Here is a 22,538-nt window from a genome sequence, read left to right on the forward strand (position 1 = left end):
GCCTGGCCTGGCCTGAGCTGACCTGACCTGACCTGACGGCCGGCCCGCGGAGCCGAACCGCTACTCGCACCACCACAGGACGGGCTTGCAGGTCGGGCTGTGCGTGGGGTGCGGCGTCCGGGTCGGCGAGGGGGAGTCCGAGGGCGTCGGCGACGTCGGGGGCGGGCTGGTCGGCGAGGCCGGCCGGGTCGGCGTCCTGGATCCCGACGGGGTCGCGGACGGCGAGCCCGACGGGGTGCCGGAGGTGCTCGCGGTGGTGGCCGGCTTCGAGTGCGCCGGCCGGGCCGTGGTGTGCCGCGGGGCCGGGCTGGACGCGCCGGCCTGCGGGACGGAGTCCCCGGCGGGCGCCTGCGACGGGCCGGTGTCCGCTTCCGGGCCGCTCGCGAAGGTCCCCGACGACAGTGCCGCCGCCGTGCAGACGACCAGGACGATGCCGACGCCGGCTCCCGTCAGCAGCCGGTTCCTGCCGCGCCGCCGCGCCCGGCGCGGCGGCCGGCGGCGGGCGGCCCGGCCGCCCGAGTGGTCCGGTTCCGGCGGGGTGGTCGGTGTCCCCGACACCGGCACGGGTTCCACGGGGATGACGAGCTGATCCACGGGCGTGCCGCACCCGGGGCACGACAGGGCGCCGTTGAGGTGCCGTCGGCACGAGTAGCAGTAGTCCATTGTGGTTGGGACGCTATGGGCCCGTAGGTCACGGGTGAACGCGAACGTGTGAAACTTCTGGGAAGATCGCGGCCCCGCAGGGGCGTTGCCGGACAATCCGGTCCCCTTCCGGCGCCGCCCGCGCGGCGCCGGAAGGGCTGCCGGGTCAGTCGACCTCGGCCACCGCCTGCGCGAACTGCGCCGCGTACAGCCGCGCGTAGGCACCCTCCGCGGCCAGCAGTTCGCTGTGCGTGCCCTGCTCGACGATCGAGCCGGACTCCATCACCAGGATCACGTCCGCGTCGCGGATCGTGGACAGCCGGTGGGCGATGACGAAGCTGGTCCTGCCGTGCGCCAGGGTGGCCATGGCGCGCTGGATCAGCACCTCGGTACGGGTGTCGACGGAGCTGGTCGCCTCGTCGAGGACGAGGATCACCGGATCGGACAGGAACGCGCGCGCGATGGTGATGAGTTGCTTCTCGCCCGCGCTGACCCCCGAGCCCTCGTCGTCGATCACCGTGTCGTAGCCGTCCGGGAGGGTGCGGATGAAGCGGTCGGCGTGCGCCGCGCGGGCCGCCTCCTCGATCTGCTCCTGGGTACGGCCCTCGGAGCCGTAGGCGATGTTCTCCGCGATGGTGCCGCCGAACAGCCAGGTGTCCTGCAGCACCATGCCGATGCCGGAGCGCAGGTCCTCGCGGGACATCTCGGCGATGTCCACGCCGTCCAGGGTGATCCGGCCCGCGGTCACCTCGTAGAACCGCATCAGCAGGTTGACCAGCGTGGTCTTGCCCGCGCCGGTCGGGCCGACGATCGCGACGGTGTGGCCGGGCTCGACGCTCAGCGACAGGTCCTCGATCAACGGCTTGTCCGGCTCGTACCGGAAGGCCACCCCTTCCAGGGCGACGCGGCCCAGCAGTTCCTTGGGCCGGGCTGCGTTCGCCGGGTCCGCGTCCTGCTCGGGGGCGTCCAGCAGCTCGAAGACCCGCTCGGCCGAAGCGACCCCGGACTGCACCAGGTTGGACATGCTCGCCACCTGGGTGAGCGGCTGGCTGAACTGCCGGGAGTACTGGATGAACGCCTGCACGTCGCCGATGGACAGCGCGCCGGTCGCGACCCGCAGCCCGCCGACGACCGCCACCAGCACGTAGTTGATGTTCCCGATGAACATCATCGCGGGCTGGATGATCCCGCTGATGAACTGCGCCTTGAAGCCCGTCCGGTAGAGCATCTCGTTCTGCACCCGGAAGGCCTCGGCGGACTCGTCCTGCCGCCCGAAGACCTTCACCAGCGAGTGGCCGGTGTACATCTCCTCGATGTGCGCGTTGAGCTTGCCGGTGGTCTTCCACTGCTGGACGAACTGCGGCTGCGCGCGCTTGCCGACCGCGGTGGCCACGACCACCGACACCGGCACCGTCACCAGCGCGACCAGCGCCAGCAGCGGCGAGATCCAGAACATCATCACCAGCACACCGACGATCGTGAGCAGCGAGTTCACGATCTGGCCCATGGTCTGCTGCAGGGTCTGCGCGATGTTGTCGATGTCGTTGGTGGCCCGGCTGAGCACCTCACCGCGCGGCTGCTGGTCGAAGTACGACAGCGGCAGCCGCGACAGCTTCGCCTCGATGTCCTCGCGCAGCCGGTAGACGGTGCGCTGGATGATGCCGGTGGCGGTCCGCATCTGCACGAGGCTGAACAGCCCGGCGGCCAGGTAGATCCCCAGGACGGTCAGCAGCACGCTGCCCACCGCCCCGAAGTCGATGCCCTGGCCGGGGGTGAAGTCCACCGCGGAGAGCAGATCGGCGACCTTGCCCTCGCCGTGCTGCCGCATGGCCTCGATCGCCTGCGCCTTGGTGGTGCCGGCCTTGAACTGACCGCCGATCACGCCCGCGAAGATCAGGTCGGTGGCGTGGCCCAGGATCTTGGGGCCCAGCACGGAGAGCGTCACGCTCGCCGTGCCCAGCGCCAGCACCAGGTAGAGGAAGAGCCGGTCGGGGCGCATCAGACGGATCAGCCGCCGGAACGAGCCCTTGAAGTCCATCGACCGCTCGACCGGCCCGCCGCCCATGAAGCGCGCGGGCCCGGCCATCGGCGCGGGGCCGCGGCGGGGCGCCGCTTTCGCCGGGGTGGTCATGCTGCCTCCTGCTCGGTGAGCTGGGAGAGCACGATCTCCCGGTAGGTCGGGTTCTCCGACATGAGTTCGCTGTGCGTTCCGGTGCCCACCACCTGGCCCTCGTCCAGGACGATGATGCGGTCGGCGTCCCGGATGGTGCTCACCCGCTGCGCGACGATCACGACGGTGGCCTCGGCGGTCTCCCGGCCGAGCGCCGAGCGCAGGGCCGCGTCCGTGGCGTAGTCCAGCGCGGAGAAGGAGTCGTCGAAGAGATAGATCTCGGGCCGGCGCACCAGCACCCGCGCGATGGCGAGCCGCTGCCGCTGACCGCCGGAGACGTTCGTGCCGCCCTGCGCGATCGGGGCGTCCAGGCCGCCTTCGAGGTCCTCCACGAAGCCGCGGGCCTGCGCGACCTCCAGCGCGTGCCACAGCTCCTCGTCGGTCGCGTCGGGCTTGCCGTAGCGCAGGTTGCTCGCGACGGTCCCGGAGAACAGGTACGGCTTCTGCGGGACGAGGCCGACGGTCTCGGCGAGCAGCGCGGGGGCCAGGTCCCGGACGGAGGCCCCGTCGACGAGCACGTCGCCGCCGGTCGCGTCGTAGAGCCGTGGGACGAGCCCCAGCAGGGTGCTCTTGCCGCTGCCCGTCGACCCGATCACCGCGGTGGTCTCCCCCGGTCTGGCGACCAGGTCGACACCGCGCAGCACCGCCGCCTCGGCGCCCGGGTAGCTGAAGTCGGCGCCGCGCAGCTCCAGATGGCCGTGCCGGAGCAGCTTCGTGATGGGTGCGACCGGCGGAACGACGCTCGACTCGGTCGCCAGGACCTCCTCGATGCGCTCCGCGCAGACCTCGGCGCGCGGCACCATCATGAACATGAAGGTGGCCATCATGACGGACATCAGGATCTGCATCAGATAGCTGAGGAACGCGGTCAGGGCGCCGATCTGCATGCCGCCGCTCGCGATCCGGTGTGCGCCGAACCACATCACCGCGACGCTGGAGACGTTCACCACCGTCATGACGACGGGGAACATCAGCGCCATCAGCCGGCCGGTCTGCAGCGACACGTCCGTCAGCTCGTCGTTCGCGCCGGCGAAGCGCCGCTTCTCGTAGTCGTCCTTCACGAACGCCCGGATCACCCGGATGCCGGTGATCTGCTCACGCAGTACGCGGTTCACCGTGTCGACGCGTACCTGCATGGTGCGGAACAGCGGCCGCATCCGGCGGACGATCAGCCCGATGAGGATGCCGAGCACCGGCACCACGGCCAGCAGCAGCGAGGACAGCGGTACGTCCTGGCCGAGCGCCATGATGATGCCGCCGACGCACATGATCGGGGCCGACACCATCAGGGTGAAGGTCATCAGCACCAGCATCTGGACCTGCTGGACGTCATTGGTGGTGCGGGTGATCAGCGACGGGGCACCGAACTGCCCCACCTCGCGGGCGGAGAAGCTCTGCACCCGGTCGAAGATCGAGGCCCGGATGTCCCGGCCGACGGCCATGGCCGTCCGGGCGCCGAAGAACACGGCGCCGACCGCGCACACCACCTGGAGCACGGTGACCGCGATCATGATGCCGCCGAGCCGCAGGATGTATCCGGTATCGCCCTTGACGACACCGTTGTCAATGATGTCGGCGTTGAGTGTGGGGAGGTACAGCGTGGCGATGGTCTGCACGAGCTGGAGCAGCACGAGCAGGGTGATGGGTCGCTGGTACGGGCGCAGGTGGGTGCGCAGAATTCGGATCAGCACACGGAATCTCTCAGAGTCGGCTTGATCGGCGAGCGATCCTATCTTCCGACATCCTGTGCCCGCATTCGTTTAAACCTCGGCAAAGGCCCCGGGGTGGGTCTGCTCCCGAACAGCTGTGTACTGCTGGCGTATCGCCTGCCCCACCGGAAGGTCGTCGCCCGGCTCCAGCACCTGCTGCGCGCCGGTCCGCCAGACGGGCGGCTCCTGCGCCGTCCCCGAGCCGAGCACCACACCCAGCGACCACGCCGCCTGCCGGGCAGCGCCCAGCGCCGCGTAGTCCCCCGGCTGCGGGACGACCACCTGCGCCTTGAAGAGCGCAGGTGCGATCGCCCGCACGGCGGGCAGCTCGGCGGCGGCCCCCAGCAGGAAGATCCGCCGCACCGCGACCCCGCGTCCGCGCAGCACGTCCAACCCGTCCGCGAGCCCGCAGAGCATGCCCTCGAACGCGGCCCGCGCCAGGTGCTCGGGCTTCATGCTCTCGCGCCGCAGCCCGGCCAGGGTGCCGGCGGTGTGCGGTAGGTCCGGGGTGCGCTCGCCCTCCAGGTACGGCAGCAGCACCAGGCCGTACGCGCCCGGAGTGGAGCGCAGCGCCAGGTCCGACAGGCCCGCGAGGTCCGTGCCGAGCAACTCGGCGGTCGCGCGCAGCACACGCACCGCGTTGCGGGTCTGGAGCAGCGGCAGATGCCGCCCGGTGGCGTCCGCGAAGGAGGTGACCGTCCCGGAGGGGTCCGTCAGGGCCTCGTCGTGCACCGCGAAGACGGTGCTGGAGGCGCCCAGCGAGACCACCGCGTCACCGGGGCCGACGCCCAGACCGAGCGCGGCCGCCATCGTGTCGCCGCTCCCCGCCGATATCAGCAGTCCCTCGGGGGTCTGCCCGGCCGGCTCGGCGGGACCGAGTACCTGCGGCAGCGCCACCTGGTGCCCGAGCGCCAGCTCCACCAGGTCGGGGCGGTACTCCCCGGTGGCCGCCGACCAGTAACCCGTGCCGGACGCGTCGCCGCGGTCCGTCGTGCGCCGCTGCGGCCGGCCCAGCAGCTGCCAGACCAGCCAGTCGTGCGGCAGCAGCACCTCGGCGGTGCGCTGCGCCGCCGCCGGCTCGTGCTCGGCCAGCCAGCGCAGCTTCGCCACCGGGTACGCGGCGTGCGGCACGGACTGGACGGCCTGCGCCCACTTCGCCGGGCCGCCGAGCGCCGCGGTCAGATCCAGGGCCTGCGGCTGGGCCCGCTTGTCACCGCGCAGCAGCGCCGGGCGGACCAGCACACCACCGGCGTCGAGCGCCAGCAAACCCTGCTGCTGCCCGGATATGCCGATCGCCAGGACGCCCTCGAGCAGGCCGTCCTTGGCCGCCTCGCCGAGCGACAGCAGCCAGGACTGCGGATCGCTCTCGGTCGGCTTGCCCGCCGGGGCCTCGCCCTCCACGGGATGGGGCGCGTACCCCTGCCGGAGCACCTCGCCGGTGTCCGTGTCGCACACGACGACGGTGGTCCCTGCGGCCGAACTGTCGATGCCCGCGACTTTCCCCATAGGGGGAGATGATGCCGCACGGCACCGTCAGGTGTTCGAGGTACCCCAGTCGTCCTCGGTGCGGCCCCGGTCGCGCAGCGCCCTGACCTTCGCGGTGACCGATTCCGGCATCTTGTCGCCGACCTTGGACCCGACGGCGTCGGCCGCCTTCACCGCGACCCCGCGCCCGGTCTGCGCCGCGCTCTCGGCGGCGTTGCGCACCGCCGGGTTCTGCGCGATCCGCTGGGCGCTCTTGCGCAGCTGCTCGTACCGCTCCCGCCCGGCCCGCGCCCCGAGCACGTACCCGACGACGGCTCCGGTGATGAACGTCAGCCGGTAGCGCATGGGCTCCACCCTTCCTCGTACTCGTACCGGGTCCGGCCCTCCGGGCCCTCCTGTGGACTGTGCTTCGCGCCTACCCGCTGTAGCCGGACGACAACCCCGGCGATAGGGGTTGGCGGAGCACCCCCCCACTTGCGCTAATGTATGTCTCGCAGCGAGCGCGCGCCGTCCGGTTGGTCCGGACGTGGCGTTCTTCGATGCGCACAGCGCAATCCCCTGTAGCTCAATTGGCAGAGCAGCCGGCTGTTAACCGGCAGGTTACTGGTTCGAGTCCAGTCGGGGGAGCGCGGTCCCCTGTAGCTCAATTGGCAGAGCATTCGGCTGTTAACCGGAGGGTTACTGGTTCGAGTCCAGTCGGGGGAGCCAACGACAAGAGGACCCCGTTGGGGTCCTTTTTCGTTTCCCCGGGAACCGCCCGCCCCCTGATCGAAGTCCACTCAGTGATGCGTCTGTGACCCGCGAGGGCGACAGATCGTATGAGCAGCTATGCTGCGGCAGACGGCGCGTGAGGCGTGTCGTACGGGGCGGTAGCTCAGCCGGTTAGAGCAGCGGACTCATAATCCGTCGGTCGTGGGTTCGAGTCCCACCCGCCCCACCCTGAGGTCTTGCCAGAGAACTGGCCAGCCGTCTTCAAGATGGAAACCAAGGCCCAGGGGACGCTCAGGGGACATGAGGGGCCCGTTTCGAGTCGTCGTTGCTGCCCTCCGACGCCGACCGGGACGATGAGCCGCGGGAGCCGGCCGTCTGCCTTGAGGCTCTGACGCACCACGTGGTCGTTCCGGGGCGGCGCGGACTGGGCGAGACCTGCGCGCTTGCCCTGCCGCTCACTCTCGCCCGCCGCGTGACTGTGACGCCGGGAAGCGACTCGGCCAGGAACGGCCCGAACCCCTGAGCCTGTAGGGGGACGGTCAAACCGATAGGTCGCGCTTCTCGGTTCCGGCGCGGGCCCGGATGGGCGTCCGGCTGCCGTCCGGCGTGGGTTTCCGCGCCGGACGGCGAGACTGCCAGGGATGAGCGGGCTCGGGCCTGGCTGTATCCGGATCCGCGGATCAGGCGGTGTGCGTCACCCAGATTGCGGCGTGGAACGGGCCGTTGGCGGTGAATGGGCCGGGGGGCGGCAGGGCCGCTTTTCCGACCACGATCCCCGAACAGCTGGACTGCGACGCCGTGGAGTTGAGTCCGCCCAGGGCGGGCAGATTCGTGAAAGCGCCGGTCTTCATGTCGAAGGCGAAAGCGAAGGAGTTGGAGGCGAATACGTTGCCGACAATGAGGTCGCCTTTGATCGCGCTGACTTCGGTGACGCCGTTTCCGGGGCCGATTCTGACGACCGCCTGGGTGGTCAGGTTGAAAGTGGACGACAGGAGGCTGTCTCCGCCCACAGCAGTGTTCCCGCTGACCAGTTGGGAGATCATCAGGCTGCGCCCGAGGTCCGTTCGGGCGTGGGTGAGCAGGTTGTAGGCGTACCCGTGGAGGGCGGCGTTGCCAGCTGTTCGGGATTGGCCCACGACGGTGTGACCGCTGACCGCACTGGCTGTGCTGAAGGTGCCGCCGAGGGTGCCGAGGTCGGTCATGGTGCGGGTGTCCAGGTTGTAGGCGAATCCGTGCTCGGTGGTGACGGGCCCGCCGGGCGGTAGGGAGTTTCCGGCCACGATGCGTCCGCTGATGCCGGTCGCGGAGCTGCTTCCCAGTGGGCCGGCGAGGGTGCCGAGGTCGGTCATGGTGTGCGTGAGCAGGTTGTAGGCGAACGCGTGAGTCACCTGGTCACCCGCCAGGGACGAGGAGCCCACGACGGTGTGACCGCTGAGACCGGTGACGTTGATGCTGGTGCCACCCAGGGTGCCGAGGTCGGTGAGCCGGTGCTTCCGCAGGTTGTAGGCGAACGCGTGGTCCGTGGCGCCGTCGGGAAGGCCGGACATCCCGACGACGAAGGGCCCGTCCACGGCGATCGCGTTGCTGGAGGTGCCGCCGAGGGTGCCGAGGTCGGTCATGGTGCGGGTGTGCCGGTTGTAGGCGAACGCGTGGGTAGCGGCGTCGCCGGTGGTCTGGGAAGACCCGACGACCGTGTCGTCGTCGGTCGCGGCCGCGGAGCTGTTGGTGCCGCCCAGTGTGCCGAGGTCAGCGACGGTGTACTGAACGGCCGGCGCTCCTGGGTCCGCCGGCGCGGGGCCGACCGCGAGCGCCTGTCCGGCACCGGCGGTCATCAGTGCGAACGTGCTCACCGACGCGAGCAGGCACGCACGTAATCGAGACACTTTCATGTTGCCCCCCTGTAAGAAGGATTGAGAACGCGAAATGCACGGAATCCGCTATTCCAGCCCCCAAGCGGTATCCAAGACATCGTGCATTGCGGCTCCGGCGCTAATTCTGCGCTGACTGAGCCCGTTTCCCTCTCACTTTATACAGTTTTCTCTGCAGGCCACCAGACGGCAATCGCCGTGGCTCGTAATTCCGTTGAGGTGGGCCGGCGCCGGTGGCGCTCAGGTCCTTGCGACGAGGCCGGCAGTGAGAGCCGGGAGACCGGTCCCGGTAAGCATGCAATCAACTGCGGCCCGGGAGGGACAAACCCTTCACGGTGTCGACGGTCACCGCGCGACCGCGCTGCCGCCCGCGAGGCCGCGGGGCCCGGCGATCAGTCCAGGTAGCCGCGGAGCTGGTCTGCGAAGGCGTGGTCGCGGAGTTTGTTGAGGGTCTTGGACTCGATCTGGCGGATGCGTTCGCGGGTGACGCCGAAGATGCGGCCGATCTCCTCCAGCGTGCGGGGGCGGCCGTCGGCGAGGCCGTAGCGGAGCTGGACGACCTTGCGTTCGCGTTCGCCGAGGGTGGAGAGCACCGCTTCGAGGTGTTCGCGCAGCAGCAGGAAGGCGGCGGATTCGACGGGGGACGTGGCGTCGCCGTCCTCGATGAGGTCGCCGAGGGCGACGTCGTCCTCCTCGCCGACCGGGGCGTGCAGGGAGACCGGTTCCTGGGCCAGCCGCAGGACTTCGGTGACGCGCTCCTCGGAGAGTTCGAGGTGGGCGGCGACCTCCTCGGTGCTCGGCTCGTAGCCGTGTTCCTGCAGCAGGCGGCGCTGGACGCGGACGACGCGGTTGATGAGCTCGACGACGTGCACCGGGACCCGGATGGTGCGGGCCTGGTCGGCCAGGGCCCGGCTCATGGCCTGCCGGATCCACCAGGTCGCGTACGTCGAGAACTTGTAGCCCCGGGCGTAGTCGAACTTCTCGACGGCGCGGATCAGGCCGAGGTTGCCCTCCTGGACGAGGTCGAGCATGGTCAGACCGCGTCCGACGTAGCGCTTGGCGACCGAGACGACGAGCCGCAGGTTGGCCTCGATCAGCCGGCGTTTCGCCATCCGGCCGCTGACCACCAGCCGGTCGAGGTCGACGGCGAGTTGGGAGTCCAGGTCCGGGAAGTTGTTCAGCTTCTCCTCGGCGAACAGACCGGCCTCGACCCGGCGGGCCAGTTCGACCTCCTCGACGGCGGTGAGCAGGGGTATGCGGCCGATCTCGCGGAGGTACTGCCGGAAGAGGTCAGCGGACGGGCCCGCCGCCTCCTCGCGCGACCGGCGCTCCCGGTCGTCGGCCTCGTCGTCGGGGTCCCGGGCCTCGGGTTCCCTGGCCGTGGAACCGAGGGATTCCCGGGGCGCGCGGGGCTCCGGAGGCCCTGGAGGCTCGCGGGGCGCGGGGGGCGGCGCGGGGGGTTCGGACGCCAGGAGCTCCAGCGGCTCCGGTGGCTCCAGCGGCCCCGGTTGCGGCGCCGGATCCCGGCCGTCCTCCACTTCCCGGCCGTCCTCCGCTTCCAGGACGTCCTCCGCTTCCGGGTGGGTGGCGGCGTGGTTCTGCTCCGGTACCCGTTCCCTCGGCTCGGCCTCGGGTTCCGACAAGACCACCTCGGCCACGGTCGTCAGGGGGTGGGTCTGCACGGGAGCGACCTCCATGGTGAGCACAGTCACGGGCTCGGAGACGCGCGGCATTCGGACGGTCGCGGCCTGGCCGCTGTCCGTCCGGGAGTTCGCCGTATGCGGATCACCGGTCGCATCTCTGTTTGCAGAATCCGGTATTCCGCGCTCCGAGGACTCAGGCACCGCCCCCCAGTGTGGCGTACGGCACACCCCCGCCACGAGGGGCGTGCGCCGGGTTTTTCGGGCCGATGTCACGGGGTGCGTTCGATCGGTCACCGCATCGAACGCCGCTGGGGAAGGTGGCGGGAGGCGGGCCTACAGCGCCGCGGTGCCCTGTTCGCGCAGCCGCTGGCCGTACTGCTGCAGCGCCCACAACTCGTTCTGGACGGCGCTGAGATCATCCGCACCGGCGCGCGGGCCGAGCCGGGTCAGATTGGCGCGGACCTCGCTGATGCGGCGCTCGACGGCCTGCCGCCGGACGGCGACGAGCTGCATGCCCGCGTAGACCTCATCGGGGGCCCGCCGGGTGTGGGTGGCTTCGACGGCCAGTTCGGTGACGAGGATCCGGACGGTGTCGTCCGGGGCGACCTCCCGGACCCGGGCGAGGTAGCCGTCGTCCGCGTGCTCGGTGCCACCGGCCTCGGCGATGGCGTGCCGGACGGCGGCGTACGGCGGGGCGGTGAACTCGTCCTCGCCGTAGGCGTCGAAGGCCGGGGAGACCAGGTGCGGGTGCTGGAGGGCGAGCTTGAGCAGCTCGCGCTCCACCCGGTGGGAGGGGCTGCGCAGATCCAGCCGGGGGCCGCGCGGCGGCTGCGGGCGGGTGACGCCCTGGCCCGAACCGCCCGATCCGGATCCCCCTGCACCGCTCGAGCCCTGGCCCTGACGGCGCGGTTCCGGTCCGCGGCCGCCGCGGTCGCGGGCCCAGCGGGCGAGCTGGGAGACCCGGCGGACGACGAACTGTTCGTCCAGGATGCCGAGCTTGGAGGCGAGCGACACCGCGTACTCGTGCTGGATGGAGGTGTCCTTGATCCCGGCGACGATCGGTGCGGCTTCCTCCAGGGCGGCGGCGCGGCCCTCGGCGGTGTCGGTGTTGTGCCGGGCGACGGCGCTGTGGATGGCGAACTCGAAGAGCGGCGAGGAGTGCTCGACGAGGTTGCGCACGGCCGCGTCACCGTCGGCGAGCCGCAGCTCGCACGGGTCCATGCCGCCGGGGCTGATCGCGATGGAGGTGCGGGCGGCGAACTTCTGGTCGTCCTCGAAGGCGCGCAGCGCGGCCCGCTGGCCGGCCGCGTCCCCGTCGAAGGTGAAGACGACGTGCGAGCTGGAGTTGTCCATCAGCAGCCGGCGGAGGATCTTGATGTGGTCCTCGGCGAAGGCGGTGCCACAGGTGGCGATGGCGGTGGTGACGCCCGCGAGGTGGCAGGCCATGACGTCGGTGTACCCCTCGACGACGACGGCCTTGCCGGTCTTGGCGATCTCCTTCTTGGCGAGGTCGATGCCGTACAGCACATGCGACTTCTTGTAGAGCGGCGTCTCGGGGGTGTTCAGGTACTTGGGCCCGTTGTCGTCCTCGCGGAGCTTGCGGGCGCCGAAGCCGATCACGTCACCGGTGATGTCGCGGATCGGCCAGATCAGCCGGCCGCGGAAGCGGTCGATCGCGCCACGGCGGCCCTCGCTGGCCAGCCCGGACGTGAGCAGTTCCTTGTCGGTGAAGCCCTTGCCGCGCAGGAAGCGGATGAGATGGTCCCAGCCGGCGGGCGCGTATCCGACGCCGAAGTGCTCCGCCGCGGCCTGGTCGAAGCCCCGCTCGGTGAGGAACTTGCGGCCGATCTCGGCCTCGGCGCTGCCGAGCTGCTCGACGAAGAACTGCGCGGCGATCTTGTGCGCCTCGATGAGCCGGATCTTCTCGCCCTGCTGGCGGCCGGGGTTGTACCCGCCCTCGTCGTACCGCAGCACGATGCCGGTCTTTGCGGCCAGCCGCTCGACGGCCTCGGAGAAGGAGAGGTGGTCGAGCTTCATGACGAAGTCGAGCGTGTCGCCGCCCTCTTGGCAGCCGAAGCAGTAGAAGAGCCCCTTCGAGGGGCTTACCTGGAACGACGGGGACTTTTCATCATGAAAGGGACAGAGCCCTTTCAGGTTCCCCCCACCCGCGTTCTTGAGCTGCAGGTACTCCGAGATGACGGCGTCGATCGGGACCGCGTCCCGGACCGCCTTGACGTCCTCATCCTTGATCCTGCCTGCCACCCGTGAAGTCTAAGGCCCAGCTGTGACAGACCCTTGACCTCCACCGCGGCCACCCACTAGCTTCCCCAATTGTTAAGAATCTTTACTAATGGCGCGCGGTACCGACGGAAGGGTGGGCGCATGCCCCACAAGCACAGTCGACGACGCGGACTCGGCCTCGCGGCAGGTGCGGCCACGGCCACCGCCGCCGTCGTCGCGGCCCTGCTGAGCGGCGGCGCGGGTTCCGCCGAGGCCGCCACCACCGGACAGGTCCGGGTCAACCAGGTCGGCTACGACGGCAGCGGCGCCAAGGAGGCGTTCCTGCTGGCGAAGGGCGCCGTCTCGGGCGCCACCTGGAAGCTGCTCGACAGTACCGGAGCGACCGCCGCCACCGGTAGGACCGGCACGAGCCAGGGCAGCTGGAACAGCGCCTACCCGGCCGTCTACCTGATCGACTTCAGCTCCGTACAGGCCGCCGGCACCTACCACCTGGAGGTCAGCGGCGCGGCCACCGGCGCCTCGCCCGCCTTCACCATCGGCAGCGCGAAGGCCGTCTACGGCAAGCCCGCCGCCGATGCCACCACCTTCTTCCAGGCCCAGCGCGACGGCCGGGACGTCATACCCGGGTCGCTGAAGCGCCAGCCGTCCCATCTCAACGACGCGCACGCCAGCGTCTACGACTGGCCCAAGTTCACCAGCGGCGACGGCGACACGATCTCCAAGGCGCCGGTCAAGCTCGGCGGCACCGTCGACGCCGAGGGCGGCTGGTTCGACGCGGGCGACTACCTGAAGTTCACCGAGACCACGACGTACGCCGCCGCCACGCTGCAGATCGCCGCCCGTGAGACCGGCGCCTCCCCCACGTCCGCGCTCGGCGCCGAGGCGCAGCACGGCCTGGACTGGCTCGACAAGATGTGGGACGGCGACACCAAGACCCTCTACATCCAGGTCGGCCTCGGCTCGGGAACCGACAGCGGCAGCGTCGTCGGCGACCACGACGTCTGGCGGCTGCCGCAGAAGGACGACGCCGACACCGCCAACGCCTTCCTGCGCAACCGCCCGGTGTTCCGGGCCGGCGCCCCCGGCTCCAAGCTCAGCCCCAACCAGGCCGGCCGGCTCGCCGCCGACTTCGCGCTCGGCGCGCAGCGCTACGCCGCCTCGGACCCCGCGAAGGCCAAGAGCTATCTGGCGGCCGCCGCGCAGGTCTACGCGCTCGCGGACACCAAGCCCGGCAAGCTCGTCACGACCGTCCCCTACGCGTACTACCCGGAGACCAGCTGGCAGGACGACCTGGCCTTCGGCGGCGCCGAGCTGGCGCTGGCCGCGCAGCAGCTGGGCGACTCCCGCGCCGCCGGCTGGCTCCAGCAGTCGGCCGCCTGGGCGAAGGCGTACGGCACGACCGGCGACACGCTCAACATGTACGACACCAGCGCGCTCGCCTACACGGACCTGGCGCGCGCCATCAAGGCGGCGGGGAACCCGGCCGGGCTGCCGGTCTCGTACGACACCCTGGTCGCGAACCTCAAGGCGCAGATCGCCTCGGGGCAGGCCCGCGCCGCCAAGGACCCGTTCCACGCCGGCGCGGTCTACAACGACTTCGACGCCGACTCGCACACCCTCGGCCTCGCGGCCACCACCCGGCTGTACCGGGGGCTGACCGGCGACACCTCCGTCAACCGGTTCGCCGTCCAGCAGCTCGACTGGCTGCTCGGCGCCAACGCCTGGGGCACGTCCTTCATGGTCGGCTCGGGCACCACCTACCCCAAGTGCACGGCGGGGCAGCTCGGCAATCTCGCCGGGAGCCTGGACGGCAAGGCGCCGGTGGACACCGGTGCGATCGTCAACGGGCCCAACGGGACCGCGCAGTTCGCCGACGGGCTGGGCGACTACCTGGACGCCATGCGCAAGTGCCAGCCCGGCGGCGCGGACCCGTTCGGGACCTTCACCGGGCACGGAAGTCGCTATGTCGACGACGTCCGGTCCTGGCAGAGTTCGGAGCCCGCGCTCGACATGGACGCCTCCGGGCTGCTGGCGTTCTACCTGTCGAGCTGATCCGGCCGGGCCGGCCGGCTGATCACGAGGCCGTCCTCGTGATCAGCCGGCCGTCGTGATCAACGTGGCCGTCGTGATCAGCCGGCTGTCTTGATCATGAATATGTAGTGCGGTCCGCTCGGTTCGACGATGAACTCCTCGCCGGTCGCGGTGAAACCGAGGTGCTCGTAGAAGCCCTGGGCGGACGTACGGCCGTTGCACCACACCAGCTCGGCGCCGCGCACCGCGGCCTCGGCGAGGCCGGCCCGCAGCACGGCCGCGCCGTAGCCCTGGCCGCGCACCTCGGGGGCGCTGCCCATACCCCGGAAGCGGTAGGCGGCGGCGCCTTCGCCGGGCAGCGTGTCGGGGAAGAAGGTGACGCACGCCTGGACAGCGCCCTCGTCGTCGTAGGCCGCGATGTGGAAGGTGGGCTCGCGGGAGTCCTCCGGGTAGATCGCGGTCTCGCGGGGCAGGCCGGTGCGGAGCACCGCCCAGCGCAGCTCGAAGATCTCCTCGACGGGTACGACGGCCGTGCGCATGACGTGGTCCTCCGCTGGTCAGTCCGGTCCTTCGGTCATTCCAGGAAGGAGGCTAGCGGCACGGTGGGGTCGGACAGCCGGTCGGGGTCGACGGTACGGCCCGAGCGGATCAGCTGCTGGATCGGGTCGGTGACGTCCCAGACGTTGACGTTCATCCCGGCCAGCACGCGTCCCTCGCTGAGCCAGAAGGCGATGAACTCCCGCTTGCCGACGTCGCCCCTGCACACCACCTGGTCGTAGCTGCCCGGCGCGGCATGGCCGGAGAACTCCATGCCCAGGTCGTACTGGTCGGAGAAGAAGTACGGCACCCGGTCGTAGCTGACGTCCCGGCCGAGCATGGCGCGGGCGGCGGCCGGGCCGCTGTTGAGGGCGTTGGCCCAGTGCTCGACGCGCAGCCGGCCGCCGGAGAGCGGGTGCTCGATGTTGGCGACGTCGCCGGCCGCGTAGATGTTCGAGTCAGACGTGCGCAGCGACGCGTCCACGGCGATACCGCCGCCCACCGAGCGTTCGGCGAGGGTCAGCCCGGCGGCCTCGGCGAGTGCGGTGCGGGGAGCGGCACCGATCGCGGCCAGCACGTCGTGGGCGGGGTGCTCCTCGCCGTCGTCGGTGAGGGCGGCCAGCACCATGCCGTCCTGGCCGGAGATCCCGGTGAGCTTCGTGCCGAAGTGGAAGCGGACGCCGTGCTCGCGGTGCAGATCGGCGAAGACCCCGCCGAGCTCGGGGCCGAGCACCGAGTACAGCGGCGTCGGCTCGGGCTCCACGATGGTGACCTCGGCGCCGTAGCCGCGCGCGGCGGCGGCGACCTCCAGGCCGATCCAGCCCGCGCCGGCGATGACGATATGGCCGTTCTCGCGGCCGAGCGAGGTCAGTACGTGCTTGAGGCGCTCCGCGTGCGAGAGCCGCCGCAGGTGGTGGACGCCGGCCAGTTCGGTACCGGGGATGTCCAGCCGGCGCGGCTCGGCGCCGGTGGCGAGCAGCAGCTTGTCGTACGGGAGGACGGTGCCGTCCCCGAGCCGTACGGTCCTGGCCGCGGGGTCGAGGTGCACGACCGGCTGGCCGAGGTGCAGCTCGATGTCGTGCTCCGCGTACCAGGCGGTCTGCTGGACGAAGACCGAGTCGCGTTCCGCGCTGCCGATCAGAAAGCCCTTGGACAGGGGTGGCCGCTCGTACGGGTGCTCGCGCTCGTCGCCGATCAGGATCACCCGCCCGGTGAAGCCCTCCGACCGGAGGGTTTCCGCCGCCTTGGCGCCGGCCAGTCCCGCTCCGACGATGACGATGGTCTGGTCTGCGTCCACCACTGTGCGCCTCCCCAACAGATGCCGTACCTGCGAGCGTCCCTTACGTCACGCCTGGCGGGAAGAGCGCCGCGCCGAGTCGACAAAGCGCCCCTCGTATGCCTCGCGCGCCCGCGGTCGTCCGGACGGGTGCCCGCGGGCCCGGTCGCGGGCGGCCGCGACCACCCCCCGGGCCCGCCGCGTCACCGCCTCACAGCAGCCGGGCGGACCGGCCCGTCGTGAGGCGGGCGTGCAGTGCCGTGGCCGTCGCGTCGGTGAGCGACGCGATCTGGTCGACGACGGCGCGCAGCCGCGCGCTGTCGTCCGCCGCCTCGTCGAAGATGCCGCGGAACTGCGGGTCCAGGCCCTCGGGGGCGCGCGCCAGCAGCGCTTCCGACAGCTCCGAGATGAGGATCCGCTGCTCGGCGCGGCGGCGCTCCTGCGAGGCGCGCTGCATGACGTAGCGGTCGGCGACCGCCTTGAGGACGGCGCACTCCAGGCGCTGTTCGCGCGGCACGACCAGCTCGGCGCGGTACCGGGTGAGCCGCCCGGTGCCGTACGCCTCGCGGGTGGCGCGCTCGGCGGCCAGGCAGAACCGGCCGATGAGCTGCGAGGTGGCGTCCTTCAGCCGGGCCTGGGAGATGGCCGAGCCGTCGTAGCCATGCGGCCACCACGCCTGCTCCAGGAGCCTGTCGAGGGCCTCGGCCAGCTCGTCGGGGGTGGCGTCGGCCGCGTACCGCTCCCCCGCGCAGTCGAAGATGTCGGCGCGCTCGGCGTCGGCGAGCAGCAGGTTCGGGTCGAGGTGGCCGGCGTGCAGGCCGTCCTCCACGTCGTGCACCGAGTACGCGACGTCGTCGGCCCAGTCCATGACCTGGGCCTCGAAGCACTGCCGGTCCTCGGGGGCGCCCGCCCGCAGCCAGTCGAAGACCGGCAGATCGTCCTCGTAGGCCCCGAACTTGGGGCTGCCGGGGTTCGTGGGGTGGCCGCCGCGGGGCCACGGGTACTTCGTGGCGGCGTCCAGGGCGGCACGGGTGAGGTTCAGGCCGACGCTCACCATCGTGCCGTCGGCGTCCCGCATGAAGCGCTTCGGCTCGATCCGGGTCAGCAGCCGCAGCGACTGCGCGTTGCCCTCGAAGCCGCCGCACGCCTCGGCGACCTCGGCCAGCACCTGCTCGCCGTTGTGCCCGAAGGGCGGGTGGCCGAGGTCGTGCGCCAGACACGCCGTCTCGATGAGGTCGGGGTCGCTGCCGAGCGCGGCGCCCAGCTCCCGGCCCACCTGCGCGCACTCCAGCGAGTGCGTGAGGCGGGTGCGCGGGCTCGTGTTCATCAGGGCCGAGCCCGGGTCGACCACCTGGGTCTTGCCCGCCAGCCGGCGCAGCGCGGCCGAGTGCAGCACTCGCGCCCGGTCGCGCTGGAACGCGGTACGGCCCGGCCGCTTGTCGGGCTCGGTCACATAGCGGTCGGTATCGGCGTCCCCGTACGGCCCGTACCGCTCGTACGGCCCGAGGTGCGCGGCCGCCGCGTCGGTCCGGTAGTTCGCTTCCATGCCTGTGACCGTAACGCTCCGGAGTGACAGACGCGCCGCCGCCACCGGTCCTCCGGCCCCGTGCCGGGTTACGCGCTGGCGAGGTGCAGCGGCGCGGTCCGGCCGGCGGTGGCCAGCGCCTGGTCGTAGCGGTGCAGCACCAGGCGGGCCATGGCGCTGTGCGCGCCCAGCGGCGCCGCCGCGATCCAGGGCGCCACGGCGGACGTCTGGGTGGCGAACCGCCCGGGTGCGGTGAAGTACGAGGCGACCGCGACCCGGTGGCCGCGTGCGGTCAGCGCCCCGACCGCCTCCTCGACGGACGGCCCGGTGCCGGAGGCGTAGGCGGGCAGCACGGGGGCGCCGCCGAGCCGGTGGCTGAGGAGTTCGGCGGTGCGGGCGGTGTCGGCCGGCCAGTCGGGGTCGTGGGAGCCGGCGGCCGCCAGCACGACGCCCGCGCGCCGCAGGCCCTTGCGCCAGCCGGCCTCCGCGAGGCGCACGTGCAGCGTCTCGGCGAGCAGCGGATGCGGGCCGAGCGGCACGGCGGTCAGCCCGCGCAGGTGCGGGGCGCGGGCCAGCGCCTGCGGGATGTCCTGCTTGACGTGGTAGCCGTGGCCGAGCAGCAGCGGCACGAGCACCACATCGCCGCGCAGCGCGGCGAGGGTGTCGTCGAGCAGCGGCTCGTTCAGCTCGATGTGCCCGAGGTGGACGGGCAGGCCGGGGCGCAGCGCCCGGACCCGGTCGAGGAGCGCGCGCACGGTGCGGCGCGCCGCGGGGTCACGGCTGCCGTGCGCCACGGCGACGAGTGCCGGGCCGCGCGGGACCGCGGTGAGGGTGACGTGGGAGAGCTGGCTGCTGAGTTGAGCGGTGATCCGGTTCAGGAGCTGCGCCGTACTGTCGAAGCTGCCGGACAGGCCGGAGCCGTCGGTGCTGTCGGGACTGTCCGGGCTGTCGGGACTGTCGGAGCTGCCGAAGCCGCCGGCCGGGGCCTGGCCGGACTCCGGGTGCGGGTGCGGATGCGCTGTCGACGCCGTCATGGACCGAGCCTGAAGTGCGGAGGTTGCGCCCGCATTGCACAGTGATGACAAGTGTTTTCCTCGGTCTCACGAGCGTCAGGACGGCCTGTGAGCCCGCTGGGCGCGGACCCAGTCGCCGCCCGGGATGATCCGCCCCGACGCCCGCAGCGTCCGGGCCAGCTCCTCCCCCGCGAGATAGACCCAGGCGTCGCACCCCTGTCCTTCGCAGACCACGCGCACCGCCAGCCGCTCGTAGAGGTTCCCGCGCGCGCCCGGAACGTGGTCCTCCAGCCGGTCGAGGTCGGCGAGGACGGTGTCGTACTGGCCGGGCAGGACGTCCAGCAGCTCACCGTGCACGGTGACGGTGACGGGTCCGGTGGCCGGATCGGCGACCGCGTACGGGTAGCCGGGACCGGCGTACAGCAGCGCGCCGGGCAGTACGGCGGGTCTCGGCGGCGCGGTACGGCCCTCCACCAGCAGGTGGTTGGCCTGGCCGGGACGCAGCGTCCCGTAGACGAAGAAGGGCAGGCGGGACGGGGGCGGCGGGGTCAAGGCGGCGGTCCTCTCATCGCTGGCGGCACGGCTGCGTCCATCGTGCCCGGAACCGTACCGGCGCCGTACGCGTCGATCCGGACGACGGAGTGGATCCGAACGACGGAGTGGACCGGGCGACGGAGTCGACCGGACGCCGCAGTCGCTCAGCGAGGGGACGCCGAAATGGAGCCGGGCCGGATACGTGCGGCGGTGCCCGCCGTGCTGCGCAGGCTGCGCCCGCCGCGGACCCGGCGCGGCCGCCGGCTCCTCCTGCAAGCCGTGATGGCCTGCTGCGTTCTGGCGCTGCTGCCCGCGACCTGGCTTCAGGCCTCGGCGGACGGGCGGGTGCGGGCCGTCGCCGACGTACCGCCGGAGCCGGTGGCGGTGGTGTTCGGCGCGGGCCTGGCGGACGGGAAGCCGACGCCGTATCTCGCGCACCGGCTGGACGCGGGCGCCGAGCTGTACCGGACCCACAAGGTCCGGGCGATCCTGGTGACCGGCGACAACAGCCGCACCGACTACAACGAGCCGGGCGCGATGCTCGGCTATCTGGAACAGCAGGGCGTGCCCGCGTCGAAGGTCGTGCTGGACTACGCGGGCTTCGACACCTGGGACTCGTGCAGCCGCGCCAAGCGGATCTTCGGGGTGGACCGGGCGATCCTCGTCAGCCAGGGCTTCCACATCCGGCGGGCGCTCGCGCTGTGCGACGCGGCGGGCGTCGAGGGGTACGGCGTCGGCGTCGACGAACCGCACGACGTGACGTGGTTCTACGGCGGCGGGCGCGAGCTCGTCGCGGCGACCAAGGCGGCGCTGGACGTCGTGGTCAAGCCCGACCCGGTCTTCCTCGGCCCCAGGGAGCCGGGCGTGACGCGGGCGCTGACCGCGGACCCGGCGGCCCGCTGACCGGCGCCCGATCCTCACCAGGGCGCCCGGCCCTCACAAGGCGCCCGATCCTCACAGGGCGCCCGGCGGTGCGCTGAGGTGCGCGTACCGGCCGCGTAACCGCGTCGCGTACGGGGGCGAAACACGGACGGCGCAGGCTGGGCGGATGAGCCTGAGCACCGTTGACACGCACTGTCCCTACTGCGCCCTGCAGTGCGGCATGGGGCTCGCGGTGCTGCCGGCGGGCGGCGTCGAGGTCGTGGAGCGGCCCGCGTTCCCGGTGAACCGGGGCGCGCTGTGCGGCAAGGGGCGCACCGCGCCCGAGGTGCTGGCCCGCGGCGCCCGGCTGACCGGGCCGCTGGTGCGCGGCGCCGGCGGCGCCCTGGAGCCGGCCGGCTGGGACGAGGCGCTCAACCGGGTCGCCGAGGGACTGCTGCGGACGCGGGCCGCGCACGGCCGCGACGCCGTCGGGGTCTTCGGCGGCGGCGGGCTGACGAACGAGAAGGCGTACGCGCTCGGCAAGTTCGCGCGGGTGGTGCTGCGCACCTCACAGATCGACTACAACGGCCGGTTCTGCATGTCCTCGGCGGCCGCCGCCCATCAGCGGGCCTTCGGCCTTGACCGGGGGCTGCCGTTCCCGCTGGAGGACATCGCCCGCACCGGCTGCGTGATCCTCGTCGGCTCCAACCTCGCCGAGACGATGCCGCCCGCGCTGCGTCACCTCACGGAACTGCGGGAGCGGGGCGGCACGTTGATCGTCGTGGACCCGCGCCGCACCCGCACCGTGGAGCACGCCGATCTGCATCTGCAGCCCCGGCCCGGCACCGATCTGGCGCTCGCGCTCGGACTGCTGCACCTCGCGGTCGCCGAGGGGTACCTGGACGAGGAGTTCATCGCGGAGCGCACGAGCGGCTGGGCCGAGGCGCGGCCGGGCGTCATGGCGCACTGGCCGGAGCTGGTGGAACGCATCACCGGGGTGCCGGTGCCGCAACTGCGGGAGGCCGTGCGGATGTTCTGCGCGACACCGGAGGGCATGGTCCTCACCGCGCGCGGCCCCGAGCAGCAGTCCAAGGGCACCGACACCGTCAGCGCCTGGATCAACCTGTGCCTCGCCACCGGCCGCGCCGGCCGGCCGCTCTCCGGCTACGGCTGCCTCACCGGGCAGGGCAACGGACAGGGCGGGCGCGAGCACGGCCAGAAGGCCGACCAGCTCCCCGGCTACCGCAAGCTGGACGACCCGGCGGCGCGCGCCCACGTGGCGGCGGTGTGGGGCGTCGACCCGGACGACCTGCCGGCGCCGGGACGCAGCGCGTACGAACTGCTGGACGCGCTCGGCGTGGAGGTGCACGCGCTGCTGCTGATGGGTTCCAACCCGGTCGTCTCCGCGCCGAACGCCGCGCACATCGCCGGGCGGATCGCCTCGCTCGGCTTCCTCGCGGTCTGCGACGTCGTCCTGTCGGAGACGGCCGAGCTGGCGGACGTCGTCCTGCCGGTCACCCAGTGGGCGGAGGAGACCGGCACGACCACCAACCTGGAGGGCCGGGTGATCCTGCGCCGCAAGGCGATCGAGCCGCCGCCGGAGGTCCGTACCGACCTGGAGGTGCTGAACGGGATCGCCGCCCGGCTCGGCTGGGAGGAGGGCTTCCCCACCGACCCCGAGGAGGTCTTCGAGGAGCTGCGCCGCGCGTCGGCGGGCGGCCCCGCGGACTACTCGGGCATCACCTACCGGCGGATCGCGGAGGAGGACGGCGTCTTCTGGCCGTGCCCGCAATCGTCTTCCGACGCCGCGCACCCCGGAACTCCCCGCCTCTTCCTGGACCGTTTCGCGACGCCGGACGGCCGGGCCCGCTTCGTCCCGGTCCTGCACCGGCCCTCCGCGGAGGAGCCGTCCGCGGACTACCCGCTCCATCTGACGACGGGCCGCGTCCTGGCGCAGTACCAGTCCGGTGCCCAGACCCGCCGGGTCCGCGAACTCAACGCCGCCTCCCCCGGCCCCTTCGTGCAGCTCCATCCACAGCTCGCCGAACGCCTGGGGATCGCCGAGGGCGACCGCCTCGCCGTCACCAGCCGCCGCGGCCGCGCCGTCGCCCCCGCGCTCATCAGCTCCGCCATCCGCCCCGACACCGTCTTCATGCCGTTCCACTGGCCGGGCGAGGGCCGCGCCAACACCCTGACGAACCCGGCCCTCGACCCGACGTCCCGCATGCCGGAGTTCAAGGTGTGCGCGGTACGGGTGGAGGCGGCGGGTCCCGCGAACGGCTGAACGTACGC

16 protein-coding genes and 3 tRNA genes are annotated in these 22,538 nt (G+C 72.0%); 7 read left to right on the forward strand and 12 right to left on the reverse strand.

What is annotated here, in order from left to right; all coding sequences use genetic code 11:
- Positions 1 to 85: 85 nt before the first annotated feature.
- Positions 86 to 589 (forward strand): hypothetical protein, encoded by a 504-nt coding sequence (locus tag LNW72_RS14395; protein ID WP_250975782.1) that lies wholly within the window; start codon positions 86 to 88, stop codon positions 587 to 589.
- 219 nt (positions 590 to 808) lie between these two features.
- Here LNW72_RS14395 and LNW72_RS14400 read toward each other — a convergent pair whose 3' ends face one another.
- The 4 genes from LNW72_RS14400 to LNW72_RS14415 form a co-directional block, all read right to left on the reverse strand.
- On the reverse strand, positions 809 to 2,728 hold the full coding sequence (locus LNW72_RS14400) for an ABC transporter ATP-binding protein (RefSeq protein ID WP_250980152.1): 1,920 nt from the start codon (positions 2,726 to 2,728) through the stop codon (positions 809 to 811).
- Between the two features lie 41 nt (positions 2,729 to 2,769).
- A complete protein-coding gene (locus LNW72_RS14405) occupies positions 2,770 to 4,503 on the reverse strand; it encodes an ABC transporter ATP-binding protein (RefSeq protein WP_250975783.1) in 1,734 nt (577 codons plus the stop codon).
- Between the two features lie 69 nt (positions 4,504 to 4,572).
- Positions 4,573 to 6,027, reverse strand: a complete 1,455-nt coding sequence (locus LNW72_RS14410; RefSeq protein ID WP_250975784.1) for an FGGY family carbohydrate kinase — start codon at positions 6,025 to 6,027, stop codon at positions 4,573 to 4,575.
- A gap of 27 nt (positions 6,028 to 6,054) precedes the next feature.
- Positions 6,055 to 6,351, reverse strand: coding sequence for a YtxH domain-containing protein (locus LNW72_RS14415; protein WP_138356745.1), 297 nt, complete (start codon positions 6,349 to 6,351; stop codon positions 6,055 to 6,057).
- A gap of 209 nt (positions 6,352 to 6,560) precedes the next feature.
- Between LNW72_RS14415 and LNW72_RS14420 the strand changes: the two genes are divergently transcribed.
- The 3 genes from LNW72_RS14420 (at position 6,561) to LNW72_RS14430 (ending at position 6,943) form a co-directional block, all read left to right on the forward strand.
- Positions 6,561 to 6,633: transfer RNA gene (locus LNW72_RS14420), tRNA-Asn, on the forward strand.
- A 5-nt stretch (positions 6,634 to 6,638) separates the two neighbouring features.
- Positions 6,639 to 6,714: transfer RNA gene (locus tag LNW72_RS14425), tRNA-Asn, on the forward strand.
- Positions 6,715 to 6,869: 155 nt separating this feature from the next.
- Positions 6,870 to 6,943, forward strand: a tRNA-Ile gene (locus tag LNW72_RS14430).
- A gap of 454 nt (positions 6,944 to 7,397) precedes the next feature.
- Here LNW72_RS14430 and LNW72_RS14435 read toward each other — a convergent pair.
- The 3 genes from LNW72_RS14435 to dnaG form a co-directional block, all read right to left on the reverse strand.
- Complete coding sequence (locus LNW72_RS14435) at positions 7,398 to 8,567, reverse strand: hypothetical protein (protein WP_250975785.1); 1,170 nt, start codon at positions 8,565 to 8,567, stop codon at positions 7,398 to 7,400.
- Positions 8,568 to 8,977: 410 nt separating this feature from the next.
- On the reverse strand, positions 8,978 to 10,318 hold the full coding sequence (locus LNW72_RS14440) for an RNA polymerase sigma factor (RefSeq protein ID WP_374117251.1): 1,341 nt from the start codon (positions 10,316 to 10,318) through the stop codon (positions 8,978 to 8,980).
- Between the two features lie 243 nt (positions 10,319 to 10,561).
- Entirely contained in the window at positions 10,562 to 12,490 is a 1,929-nt protein-coding gene (gene dnaG / locus LNW72_RS14445) for a DNA primase (RefSeq protein ID WP_250975787.1), read from the reverse strand.
- A 120-nt stretch (positions 12,491 to 12,610) separates the two neighbouring features.
- On the opposite strand from dnaG, the gene LNW72_RS14450 reads away from it, so the two are divergent.
- Complete coding sequence (locus LNW72_RS14450) at positions 12,611 to 14,521, forward strand: glycoside hydrolase family 9 protein (RefSeq protein WP_250975788.1); 1,911 nt, start codon at positions 12,611 to 12,613, stop codon at positions 14,519 to 14,521.
- A gap of 77 nt (positions 14,522 to 14,598) precedes the next feature.
- On the opposite strand, the gene LNW72_RS14455 is transcribed toward LNW72_RS14450, so the two are convergent.
- From LNW72_RS14455 to LNW72_RS14475, 5 genes are all read right to left on the reverse strand, one after another.
- Entirely contained in the window at positions 14,599 to 15,039 is a 441-nt protein-coding gene (locus LNW72_RS14455; protein ID WP_250975789.1) for a GNAT family N-acetyltransferase, read from the reverse strand.
- A gap of 35 nt (positions 15,040 to 15,074) precedes the next feature.
- Positions 15,075 to 16,337 (reverse strand): FAD-dependent oxidoreductase, encoded by a 1,263-nt coding sequence (locus LNW72_RS14460; protein WP_250975790.1) that lies wholly within the window; start codon positions 16,335 to 16,337, stop codon positions 15,075 to 15,077.
- A 187-nt stretch (positions 16,338 to 16,524) separates the two neighbouring features.
- Positions 16,525 to 17,859, reverse strand: coding sequence for a deoxyguanosinetriphosphate triphosphohydrolase (locus LNW72_RS14465; protein ID WP_250975791.1), 1,335 nt, complete (start codon positions 17,857 to 17,859; stop codon positions 16,525 to 16,527).
- A 68-nt stretch (positions 17,860 to 17,927) separates the two neighbouring features.
- Complete coding sequence (locus LNW72_RS14470) at positions 17,928 to 18,872, reverse strand: sirohydrochlorin chelatase (RefSeq protein ID WP_250975792.1); 945 nt, start codon at positions 18,870 to 18,872, stop codon at positions 17,928 to 17,930.
- Positions 18,873 to 18,947: 75 nt separating this feature from the next.
- A complete protein-coding gene (locus tag LNW72_RS14475) occupies positions 18,948 to 19,403 on the reverse strand; it encodes a gamma-glutamylcyclotransferase family protein (protein ID WP_250975793.1) in 456 nt (151 codons plus the stop codon).
- Between the two features lie 165 nt (positions 19,404 to 19,568).
- Between LNW72_RS14475 and LNW72_RS14480 the strand changes: the two genes are divergently transcribed.
- Both LNW72_RS14480 and LNW72_RS14485 read left to right on the forward strand, forming a co-directional pair.
- Positions 19,569 to 20,288 carry a vancomycin high temperature exclusion protein gene (locus LNW72_RS14480; RefSeq protein WP_250975794.1) on the forward strand — a complete coding sequence of 240 codons (720 nt, stop codon included), beginning with the start codon at positions 19,569 to 19,571 and terminating at the stop codon, positions 20,286 to 20,288.
- A gap of 145 nt (positions 20,289 to 20,433) precedes the next feature.
- Entirely contained in the window at positions 20,434 to 22,530 is a 2,097-nt protein-coding gene (locus tag LNW72_RS14485; RefSeq protein ID WP_250975795.1) for a molybdopterin oxidoreductase family protein, read from the forward strand.
- Positions 22,531 to 22,538: the final 8 nt, after the last annotated feature.

Source organism: Streptomyces sp. RKAG293 (genome assembly GCF_023701745.1).
GTDB lineage: Bacteria > Actinomycetota > Actinomycetes > Streptomycetales > Streptomycetaceae > Actinacidiphila.

Coding starts and splice junctions, on each gene's coding strand:
- LNW72_RS14400 (WP_250980152.1), bottom strand. CDS start 2,728: ATGGCCGGGCCCGCGCGCTTCATGGGCGGCGGGCCGGTCGAGCGGTCG.
- LNW72_RS14410 (WP_250975784.1), bottom strand. CDS start 6,027: ATGGGGAAAGTCGCGGGCATCGACAGTTCGGCCGCAGGGACCACCGTC.
- LNW72_RS14415 (WP_138356745.1), bottom strand. CDS start 6,351: ATGCGCTACCGGCTGACGTTCATCACCGGAGCCGTCGTCGGGTACGTG.
- LNW72_RS14440 (WP_374117251.1), bottom strand. CDS start 10,318: ATGCCGCGCGTCTCCGAGCCCGTGACTGTGCTCACCATGGAGGTCGCT.
- LNW72_RS14450 (WP_250975788.1), top strand. CDS start 12,611: ATGCCCCACAAGCACAGTCGACGACGCGGACTCGGCCTCGCGGCAGGT.
- LNW72_RS14455 (WP_250975789.1), bottom strand. CDS start 15,039: ATGCGCACGGCCGTCGTACCCGTCGAGGAGATCTTCGAGCTGCGCTGG.
- LNW72_RS14465 (WP_250975791.1), bottom strand. CDS start 17,859: ATGGAAGCGAACTACCGGACCGACGCGGCGGCCGCGCACCTCGGGCCG.
- LNW72_RS14470 (WP_250975792.1), bottom strand. CDS start 18,872: ATGACGGCGTCGACAGCGCATCCGCACCCGCACCCGGAGTCCGGCCAG.
- LNW72_RS14480 (WP_250975794.1), top strand. CDS start 19,569: ATGGAGCCGGGCCGGATACGTGCGGCGGTGCCCGCCGTGCTGCGCAGG.
- LNW72_RS14485 (WP_250975795.1), top strand. CDS start 20,434: ATGAGCCTGAGCACCGTTGACACGCACTGTCCCTACTGCGCCCTGCAG.